This is a genomic window from Cyclobacterium xiamenense (assembly GCF_009467825.1).
In the GTDB taxonomy this organism is placed as follows: Bacteria; Bacteroidota; Bacteroidia; order Cytophagales; family Cyclobacteriaceae; genus Cyclobacterium; species Cyclobacterium xiamenense.
In genome coordinates this window covers 235,344-244,864 of record NZ_WIOK01000005.1, presented here as the reverse complement: position 1 = coordinate 244,864, position 9,521 = coordinate 235,344, and the positions used below count along the sequence as shown (strand labels likewise).

8 protein-coding genes are annotated in these 9,521 nt (G+C 47.7%); 3 read left to right on the top strand and 5 right to left on the bottom strand.

Annotated features, from left to right (window positions below; all coding sequences use genetic code 11):
• Positions 1 to 1,429: FAD-dependent oxidoreductase (locus tag GCU44_RS05830; RefSeq protein ID WP_154855017.1), on the bottom strand; the 1,429-nt coding region annotated here is incomplete at its 3' end.
• A gap of 434 nt (positions 1,430 to 1,863) precedes the next feature.
• Here GCU44_RS05830 and GCU44_RS05825 point away from each other — a divergent pair.
• A complete protein-coding gene (locus tag GCU44_RS05825) occupies positions 1,864 to 2,970 on the top strand; it encodes an aldo/keto reductase (RefSeq protein WP_154855015.1) in 1,107 nt (368 codons plus the stop codon).
• A 99-nt stretch (positions 2,971 to 3,069) separates the two neighbouring features.
• Here GCU44_RS05825 and GCU44_RS05820 read toward each other — a convergent pair whose 3' ends face one another.
• On the bottom strand, positions 3,070 to 4,566 hold the full coding sequence (locus GCU44_RS05820) for a hypothetical protein (RefSeq protein ID WP_154855013.1): 1,497 nt from the start codon (positions 4,564 to 4,566) through the stop codon (positions 3,070 to 3,072).
• 348 nt (positions 4,567 to 4,914) lie between these two features.
• Here GCU44_RS05820 and GCU44_RS05815 point away from each other — a divergent pair, with 348 nt between their 5' ends.
• Complete coding sequence (locus GCU44_RS05815; RefSeq protein WP_154855011.1) at positions 4,915 to 5,526, top strand: Uma2 family endonuclease; 612 nt, start codon at positions 4,915 to 4,917, stop codon at positions 5,524 to 5,526.
• A gap of 290 nt (positions 5,527 to 5,816) precedes the next feature.
• On the opposite strand, the gene GCU44_RS05810 is transcribed toward GCU44_RS05815, so the two are convergent.
• A complete protein-coding gene (locus GCU44_RS05810) occupies positions 5,817 to 6,098 on the bottom strand; it encodes a sulfatase-like hydrolase/transferase (RefSeq protein ID WP_241684851.1) in 282 nt (93 codons plus the stop codon).
• 1 nt (position 6,099) lies between these two features.
• A complete protein-coding gene (locus GCU44_RS05805) occupies positions 6,100 to 7,617 on the bottom strand; it encodes a hypothetical protein (RefSeq protein WP_154855009.1) in 1,518 nt (505 codons plus the stop codon).
• A gap of 307 nt (positions 7,618 to 7,924) precedes the next feature.
• Between GCU44_RS05805 and GCU44_RS05800 the strand changes: the two genes are divergently transcribed.
• Positions 7,925 to 8,521 (top strand): hypothetical protein, encoded by a 597-nt coding sequence (locus tag GCU44_RS05800; RefSeq protein WP_154855007.1) that lies wholly within the window; start codon positions 7,925 to 7,927, stop codon positions 8,519 to 8,521.
• Positions 8,522 to 8,859: 338 nt separating this feature from the next.
• Here GCU44_RS05800 and GCU44_RS05795 read toward each other — a convergent pair whose 3' ends face one another.
• Positions 8,860 to 9,420: a type 1 glutamine amidotransferase domain-containing protein gene (locus tag GCU44_RS05795; protein WP_154855005.1), complete on the bottom strand. Its 561-nt coding sequence runs from the start codon at positions 9,418 to 9,420 to the stop codon at positions 8,860 to 8,862.
• Between the last annotated feature and the right edge of the window lie 101 nt (positions 9,421 to 9,521).

The window sequence follows — 9,521 nt, the reverse complement described above, 5'->3', positions numbered from 1 at the left end:
GGATCTTGATGACCTGCTCTTCGCTAAATTTGCTCTTTTTCATAATCACTAAGTTAAAAATTCTAGTTTTAACCTGTTCAAAAAAAGCAGCCTGGTACCCATCCAGGGGGACTTCAGCCGGTGTAACCTGGTATTTGATGGCCAAAACAGCCGCCGCTGCCGCCGCCTGGCCCATACCCATGCAGGAAGCCTGCACCCGCAATGCGGAATTTGCCAGCCGGTCGCTACTCAGGCAACGCCCGGCTACCAGGAAATTGCGGCTGCTTTTGGGAATCAACGACCGCAGGGGTATGGTAGCTACCACATCCTCTTTCAGAAACTCCTGGTAAATGGATTCCCCGTTTCGGTGTAAATCTATTGGGTAAAACGAGTAAGACAAGGAATCGGGGAATACTTTTCCAGAAACATAGTCTTCATGGCTGATTTTGTAAAGTCCGTCGATTCGGTAGGTTTCCCGAACGGCCGTTTCCGGTTGGGCATCCAGTAATTTTAATTTTTCGCATCCGGGAAAAGTACGCAGGGTACGGATCAGTTTCAGTAGCTCTGCTCTACCCTTCAGGTTTGCCTGGGTGTGCAACGCTGCCGTGGACGAGTCGGCCCCATGCACGTAGACGTAATTGTAAGGCGGTGTCGGGGGAAAATTATTGACCGAGGATTCCACCTTTACCTCATCATTGATCAACATGTTTTGTCGGAGTCGGCCGTGGTATTCTTTGGGGATTTTGGACAGGTCCAGGGAATCAAAATCATAGCCTCCAATCCGAAAGATAAAAGATCCCGGTTGGGTATCTGCTTCGCGCAAAAGGGGAAAGCCTGCAATAGATGCGGCGGCGGCATTCCCCGAACAGTCGATGATCTGATCGCAAATAATTTCGTGGGTAATTCCTTTGCCAACGGTTTTTACGGTCCATTTGCCACCATTAAAGGTAATTTCGGTAGGCGTTTCATAAAAGTGAATATCCACCCCCGCTTCGATGCATTTTTCCTCCGCAAGCAGCGCATACAGCGCCCCGTTCACGGTTACCTGATGCCTCCAATGGCGGATCGTGGTATTGTTGGGCACGATGGAGAAATTGGGCAGTATGTCGTCGTTCAAATTTACCGCCTCCATGAGCAGTTCCCAGCCAATGCCGCCGATGATCTGCTTTCCCCAGGCATGAAAAATTCCGGGAAAGGATACCCCTCCGGTAGTGGTGGTTCCTCCCAATTGGCTGCCACTTTCAATCAGGGTGGTTTTGGCTCCGGCCCTACCCGCCTGAATGGCGGCAATTACGCCAGCTGTACCCCCTCCGACAATCAAAATATCGGTTTCAATTTTCAGCTTTTTGATGGTATAGGGTGCTGCCAGAACCTCGCCTTTGGAAAGTTGGGGGGCGGTCAGTCCAACGGATATCGCTCCCATTCTGGCTAACATTTCTCTTCTTTTCATTTTCTATTGATTTGCATGGCTTGAAAGCCCTGGAAGGTTTTAAAAACCTGCCAGGACTGAAAATGACCCGGGATTAATCGGTGAATATAAAAAGAATTAGCTGCTTTTTGGACAAAAGCTTTTGCCTACCAGAAGGTTTTCCCCCTACTTAAAAATAAACCCTGTTTTTATCCATCTCCCTAATCATCGTATCCAATAACCACCCAACGAAAACGATTACCAAACAGGAAGCAACGTGAATAGACGGGCATTTGGATGGATTAAGGTTGCCCTTCAACCAAAAATCAAGTAATTTTAAGTTGATAATTACTATAGAATGTAGTCGGATTTCTGTAAAAAACTGAAATAAATCGATTTAATCTACCGGTATCGGGTTCAAATAGGATCCACTGATCCAAAATTCCGGCGGATTGCCGAACTTTATACCCTACCTTATGAGCAGCAGAAGAAATTTTATCCATAAATCCCTGCAATTGGGAGCAATCACCGGTATGGCTTCCATCTTGCCCGGATACCATTTTAACACGACAGCAGCTATGACTTCGAAAGCAAAATTTGATAAGGTCACCCTTCCGGCCAACTTTGGCCTGGGGGGCGTGGCCATAGGCAATGGTTTCAGACCTACCACAGATGAACAGGCCCAATTGGCGCTGGAAGGTGCCTGGGAGGCCGGAGTGCGGTTTTTTGATACGTCCCCCTGGTACGGATTGGGTTTAAGCGAACGGCGCTTTGGTCGCTTTCTCCACAATCAAAAACGAGAAGATTATATACTGGCCACCAAAGTAGGCAGGCTATTAAAAGCCGCAAGGCAGGCACCCGGAAACAACTCCTGGAAAGAAGCTTCCCCCTTTGACTACGAATACGATTACAGCGCTGCGGGAGTCCGCAGGTCCGTAGAAGACAGTCTGCAGCGGCTGGGCATTAGCAGCATTGACATCGTCTTTATCCATGACCTCTCCCCTGATAATGGAGACATGAAGGACAACTGGATGGACTACTTTAAGGTGGCGGCCAAAGGTGCCATGCCCGAACTGACGAAAATGCGGGAAGAAGGATTGATCAAAGGCTGGGGGCTTGGTGTAAACCGCATCGAACCCATACTGGAGACCCTCAAAGTGGCCGATCCGGATGTTTGCCTTTCTGCGACCCAATACTCACTCATGTACCATGAAGATGCCCTGGAGCGTTTGTTCCCCGCTTGTGCCGAAAAAGGCGTGGACATTGTGGTGGGTGCCCCCCTGAATGCCGGCTTCCTGGCAGGCATAGACCGGTACAACTATTGGGGAGAAATGCCGGAGGGATTTAAGGAAAAGCGGCGACAAATGACAGAAATCGCCAAACGAAATGGGATTGACCTGATCTCCGCTGCCTTGCAATTTTCTGCTGCCCCTTCTGTGGTCTCTGCAGTCATTCCTGGGACCCGCTACCCGGATCAGGCGAAGGCCAATGTAGCAGCCATGCAAGTAAAAATTCCACAGGCATTTTGGGAGGAGTTGGTAGCGAAAAAACTGATTTCGGATAAAGCACCCTGGCCGGCATAAATGTGCTGCTGCGGTGTTAACAGAAAGATTGAAGGAGAAAAGGTGAAAGAGATTGATTCAGATTGAGGAGAGATTGAAGGAGAGTGGCCTTCGACAAGCTCAGGCATCAGATTGAGAGAGATTGTACTGTTGGTATAGATGCAAAAGGGCATATATAAAATCTGGCCCTCCGGTGATGGCTTCATAATGATCGTGTTGATTGGTGGCCATTGGCAGGGGATTTCCACCAGCAAGAAATAAATCAATTCCCAACCAGGCGAAGTATTCCGCCCGCCTGAGATACTTTGCTTCTCCTGTCAATTGATAAGTATTGATCATGTGTTCCACCACTTTGGCAAAGGCCTCGGGTTTTTGCAGTTCATTTTCATCAGGACTTGCCGAAAGATACTGTTCTGCTGCAGCAACTATTAGTGTTTTGTATTTATCTGCCAGTTGCGGATGAGTTTCTTTCAATTGCAAATACCTGGCAAACAATAAAACACCCAGATCGGCATGGGTGGAATACCCGTAACCCGTAGCCCAAATTGCTGTGTAGGGAATATTCATGGAACGATGCCTGGGTTCACCGGTTTTGGCATGCAGGGTAACCGTAAAACCTCCACCCTCTGAGATAAGGTGTGCTGTTCTATGAAAATCCAAATCTTGTTGAATGGCCAATTCTTCCATTCGCATGGCAAGTTCTTTATCAAAAGGTTTGATTTGTTTTGCAGCATCCCATAGACATCTTGCCATCTCCAGATTACTGCTCAACCATACGACGTTTATATGATCACCTTGTTCCGCTCTTCCAGCAATCAGGTAACCGGATTCGGCTATTTTACTATTGTCCTCCATGCGACCGACTACAGTTGAAATCGCATGAATCAAGTCACCTCTTCTTATTTTTTCTTTGTTCTCCTCCCGCACATAAGCATCTGCCCAGGTTGAAATCATTTGCCCGGCATATCGGGGGAATTCAAATCCCTGATAGGTTTCACGACGCGACCAACGTGCATGCCTGGAATAATCGCCGGTCTCCTTGCTGTCGATTTGATTGTCCCATAAACCCAAGGCAAAACGCCAACTGGCATCCGGAGCCAAACGATAACATTGATCCCAGAATGGCCATTCCCCGTTGATCTCATGCATGTCTGTTCCTCCAACTGCTTCTTGGTGAAAATCCCAATACAGGTGCTCTCCCCAGGCCATTAATCCGGTCTCAGGGCTTTGGCAGTGATCAAAGAAAAATTTCAGGGATTTATCTGCTTCTCGGGCATATTTTTCGTCAGCAGTAATAGCAGTCAGCTGGTAAAGGATGGCATACAAGGATCGGTCCTCCTGAGGATTGGCACCTCCCAGTGACCTGTCACTTTCCCGTACTCCCAAAATTTCACCAAAGCTTTCTGTTGTTCCCAATCGCATAGTTGCCCTATCGAGCGCGGCGGCAAAGAGCGGCGAATGCGTATTCCCGTAGCTATCCCGACCATTTTTTATCATTTCATCCGCATATGCCTTCACTATTTCCACTAGCTCATCCTTTTTCTTGTCTTCATTGGAAACAACGGAGTAAAGAGCCACGGTAAGCAAACCCGTAAATAAAACTAAACACAGCTTCATATCATTTCAAATCTTCCTTATAACTAAAGTTTCTTTCCCACTTTTTTCCCCACAGTAAAAACAGGGAAATCTTCTCCGTAAATAAAAAGGACTTGGAATGGCCCTTACTTAAACTCAATCGAAGCCAGTAAAACAGAATGTAATCTCCAATAAGGAGAATACAGCTTGCATGCTTTACCTGCTTTCCCTCATTAGAACAGATTTCATACAATTCCTGGACGGGTGATCGACCATCCGATTGGGGAAATTAAAAATACACATAATTATTTAAAACATTTAGACCAGCAAATGCAAGCGGGATTTTTTTGATCCATGGAAAAAATTGCTTCCAATTTGTTATATTCAGGTATGGAAAAAGAAAAGGCCAAACCTTATGTAAAAGAACCCGACGTAAGCTATGGGGGGTATACCTATGCGGATTACCTGTCCTGGGACCTAGAGGAGATGGTCGAACTGATCAAAGGCAACGTATTCAAAAAGGCTGCTTCAGCTCCAAACCGAATTCATCAACGACTAACGGGAGACCTTCATACAGAACTCAACATGTTCCTGAAAGGCAAAACCTGCCAGGCCTATATTGCCCCATTTGATGTGCGGCTTCCTGTCCAATCCAAAAAAGACGATAAAATATTTACGGTCGTACAACCGGATATCTGCGTGGTCTGTGACCTAGACAAATTGGACGACAGAGGCTGCATCGGTGCACCTGACCTGGTGGTGGAGGTACTCTCCCCAGGCAACAAGCAGCTTGAACTCCAACATAAATACGAGGTGTATGAGGAATCCGGGGTAAAGGAATATTGGCTGATGGATGCAGCCGGACAGACACTTTTAATTTACACCCTGATTCAAGGCAAGTACCACAGTTCCCGCCTGATGCCTTCCGGGGATCGGGCAAGGTCTTCTGCCGTAACGGGATTTGAACTGGACCTGGAAGCATTTTTTGCGGAAATCAAATAAGATGTTTTGGCCAAAATAGTGGCTTGTGGCTAAAACCTCAGCAAGGAATGAACAGGATTTACTAATACGATTCAATGTCGTTTAGCTAACAGTATCGCGTGAATTTTTCATACATAAAGCGCTTGTCAAACCCGCACCCCAGGTAAAAAACCTGATCGGAGGTATATACCACAATGGCTTTTTCCGTCAGCCCGGATTCATCCAGTCCAGAGGGGTATCTGTGATGCTATCGGTCACATACCCTTCGTTTCTTACCCTCTCCCTTCTATCAGAAAGTCGGGCTTATAATACTATCCCTGCTCGGGCAGCACCAGGAAAAAATCAAAGCCTTGGGAAATCTCATCCATATGGATCTTTCCGATCATGTCGGTCTGGTAACCATTGGCTTGCAGCAACTCGGGGAAGTTGTCCTGCTGCCAGTTGAAAGCCAACACATTAACTATTTTGCCATTCACAAAACTGTGTTTGTCGGTCAGCAACACCGCTCCGCTGGGGGCACAAATGGGCAATCCGCCGGGCGCGCTACTTGCTGGAGCATACCCTTCGAACGAATCCGCCGCATAGAAATTCAACTTACTGCACCTTTCTTACTGCCTCTCCAAAAGCCCGCAAGCTGGAATGCCGTATCTCGTCGTATTCCCGGGAGGCCAGTAATCCATCGGCACCTGCTTCCATGGCCCGAAAGACCGATTCCTGCAACCTTTTGGCATCACTTGGATAGGCCACCAGGCCTTCGGGCGCGTGCCAGGGCACGTCGATTCCGATACCCGCAATCACCTTGGATTTTCCGTCCACACTGGCTACACAGCGCTTGGTTTCGTTGTACACGTATTCCGGCCCCATTCCCTTTGGTTCCAACTCATTCAGGGGTACTTGTGCCTCTTTACCGAAACTCATCCAGGCATAAAACAAATCCAGGGATTGCTCCAGGGATAGGTCTTTCAAGACCCTATCCTTCATGCGTTCCAATACCCACCAGCGCAAGCGGGGACCCAAAATATCGTGGTATAAAATCGGTTTGATGAAATCGGCGTGCGTGGCCATCTCCCCATAGGTAATGGCCGAGCGGTAGAAAATATCCCAGGTAGAACGCTGATGATCCACATGCCTTCCAACAATCGCATCGGGCTTTATCGTTTTTATTCGGGTGTATACTTCCTGTTGGATTTCTTCATCCGCCCTAAACCATTGGAAATTCCAGGCTAGAACCTCCGGGTACTCCTGAAGGTACCTGAGCACGTTTACCATAACCGAGTCGGCCGCTGCATGCGTCCCGGCTTCAACCTTTTTAATGAATTGATAGAGTTGCGTGAATCCTTCTTTGGCCCGGAAAAAATCGATGCCCTTTCCTTCATTTCGCTTGCGACAATGTTCGCAAAAACAATCCGGCACGGAACCCTGAAACAACAGCCGGGAAAGGGCTCCCGTGCGTTCCGCCCCGTACTGCATCCCGTCTAAATCGTAATTGTGAAACAGGTCTTCCACTGTCGCATACACCCAATTTCTATAGTCCGGGTTGTTCCAACAGGGTCCGCTACCCGGATTTCCATAAATATCCTGCGTCAGGACACGTTCAAAGTTATGGATGTATTGCATCCCCTTGTCTGCGGATAATTCCATCAATCGAATAAGCACTTTCATGTTTCGCTGCCTCGCAAACGGAACAATCTCCCTGAAAATATCCTTATCCGCGTACAGGTAGCTGCTATCCGGACTGAAATGCCGTAGGCTTGTGTTTTTGTAGAAACGCTCGTCGTGTCGAACCCAGGTTTTGGTAAGCTTTCGGTTGGTGAGCCCGGCCGGATCGATTCCATGATCGCTTGCCAGTACATGGGCAGGCCTATTGTCTGCGCTGTAATAGGTATGGCTGTAGATCATCAGGGTATTGATTGCCGCCTCATTTTGCAAAAAATCCAATACCTTTTCCATCCCTTCATCGTAGAAACTATAGCCACCCATTTGGATACCGATCATTTTATCGGTTGCCGCAGCGGGCTTTGCGTAGGCGGGCAATGCAGCTAAAGCAGGCAACAGCCCCATTCCGGCCGAGGCCAGGGTCGATTTTTGAAGAAAGGTGCGTCTATCAATCATGGGAAACGGGTTATTTTGGGTTTCACTACCAACAACGGATGGCCGCTGTTTCGGGCATATCCGGGAACAGGATGAAATATAGGCATTTCTACGGTTTTGCCCTTCGAAATTCCCTCTTCTTCCTGAGTCCAGGCAAGTAAGCTACCTTCATTTGACGATTTCCTTGTTGGCTAACGGGCGATAGCCATGAATTTCTTTCTCGGGTACTTCCCCTATCCACAAAAGAAGGAATATGGCGCGACCCATACCGGGACTTACAACCCATTCTGACCATACACCGTATATGGTGCTATAATGAATTGCTTTTATGACCCTAAGGAACCTTTTCTATTTGCTTCCCTTGTTTCTGTTTTTTGCATGTGAGGTGGAAGACAAGGTTTTGCCGGGAACACAATTGCTGCGTAATTCCAATTTATCGTCCGACCCTGATTCGGTTTTTCCCTGGATGGCCAGCCAATCCGAAAGAATCGAAATAGGGATAAGCAAGGAGATTTTTTTGACTGGAAATCAGTCCTTGTTCATAGCAAACCCGGACAGTTTGAATTTTAACGCGGGAACCTGGTCCCAAACATACGCAGGTCCGATGCCTGCGCCAGGAAGTAGCATGGAGTTGGTAGCATTCGTCAAGGGAGAAAATATTCGACGTACCTACCCCAACGCTCCTTCCGTCTTGGTCACCTTTCAGCTTACACCCCGGCCGGAGGACGAAGCATATTATAAAAATGGCACCAATTCATCCACCGATTTTTTCGTCGAAGGTGGTTTTGACTGGACACCCATTTTCGTCACCATAGATAACTTTCCCGCTGAGGTCGATTTCATCCGGGTTAATTTAACAACACCAAGAGGGGTTTCGGGAAAAATCTATTTTGATGAAATTACCCTTACGGCAAAAAAAAATTAGCACCTCCCCATTTCACCCCGTTCCTACTTGTCATTTACCGGACCTGCCTATCCCGCAGCGGAAGCTGCGATAGCAAACCTGAGTCGGGAGATACTCGCATGTCCCCCGGATAATTTTTGGGGCCACCGGCTGTACCTGCCTTCGACATGGTACCGTTTCACATGGCAAGCGCTAGGTGAAATCAGCTATCATTTCTCATTTGCAAATGCGTATTTTTTTTCAACGCTCCGGGTATTGCTTGTCTGCCTTCAGCAGGCGCTATTTCATCCTGCCCTAAAAAATAAAAACCCTGCCTTTTTACAAAGCAGGGCCTTAAATTTTGCTTATTCAACCTGTGATCAAACGGTCTTCTGCGCTTCGTGCACTCCCTCGCGAATCTCTTCAATCAATTTTTTATTGAACGTCGGCAGGTCGTCCGGCTTTCGGGCCGTCACCAGAGCCGAATCACAAACACATTCGCTGTCTGTCCATGCCACACCGGCATTGATCAGATCGGTTTTGATGGAGGGCCAGGAGGTCATTTCCCTTCCTTCCAGGGCACCCGTCTCGATCAACACCTGTGGACCGTGGCAAATGGCGCCAATCGGCTTGCCTGCTTCAAAAAAGGACTGAACAAAGTCAATCGCATCCGTGTTGGTCCGCAGTTTATCGGGATTGATTACTCCTCCGGGAATCATCAAGGCATGGTAGTCGGCCGGATCGGCATCCTGTAGTTGCTTGTCTATTTTCACTTCTTCCGTCCAGTTGCCGTCTTTCCAACCTTTGATAGACTTTGCTGGCGAAATCACATGAACGGTAGCTCCGGCTTCCTCCAATGCCTGCTTAGGGCTTTTCAATTCACTCTCCTCAAATCCCGTTTCGGTCAAAATAGCTACGAACTTATCATTTAACGTTGGCATGTTACAAAATAGTTTGGTTATTAATTGATTCCATTCCTTACCGATTGGACATTCCCAATCTGGCAGGACTAAAAACGGTCCAATTACCATGCCATTAACGT

Bases quoted from the DNA above. Each gene is read 5' to 3' on its own strand.
- GCU44_RS05820 (WP_154855013.1), bottom strand. From the start codon at position 4,566: ATGAAGCTGTGTTTAGTTTTATTTACGGGTTTGCTTACCGTGGCTCTT.
- GCU44_RS05800 (WP_154855007.1), top strand. From the start codon at position 7,925: ATGACCCTAAGGAACCTTTTCTATTTGCTTCCCTTGTTTCTGTTTTTT.
- GCU44_RS05815 (WP_154855011.1), top strand. From the start codon at position 4,915: ATGGAAAAAGAAAAGGCCAAACCTTATGTAAAAGAACCCGACGTAAGC.
- GCU44_RS05805 (WP_154855009.1), bottom strand. From the start codon at position 7,617: ATGATTGATAGACGCACCTTTCTTCAAAAATCGACCCTGGCCTCGGCC.
- GCU44_RS05825 (WP_154855015.1), top strand. From the start codon at position 1,864: ATGAGCAGCAGAAGAAATTTTATCCATAAATCCCTGCAATTGGGAGCA.
- GCU44_RS05795 (WP_154855005.1), bottom strand. From the start codon at position 9,420: ATGCCAACGTTAAATGATAAGTTCGTAGCTATTTTGACCGAAACGGGA.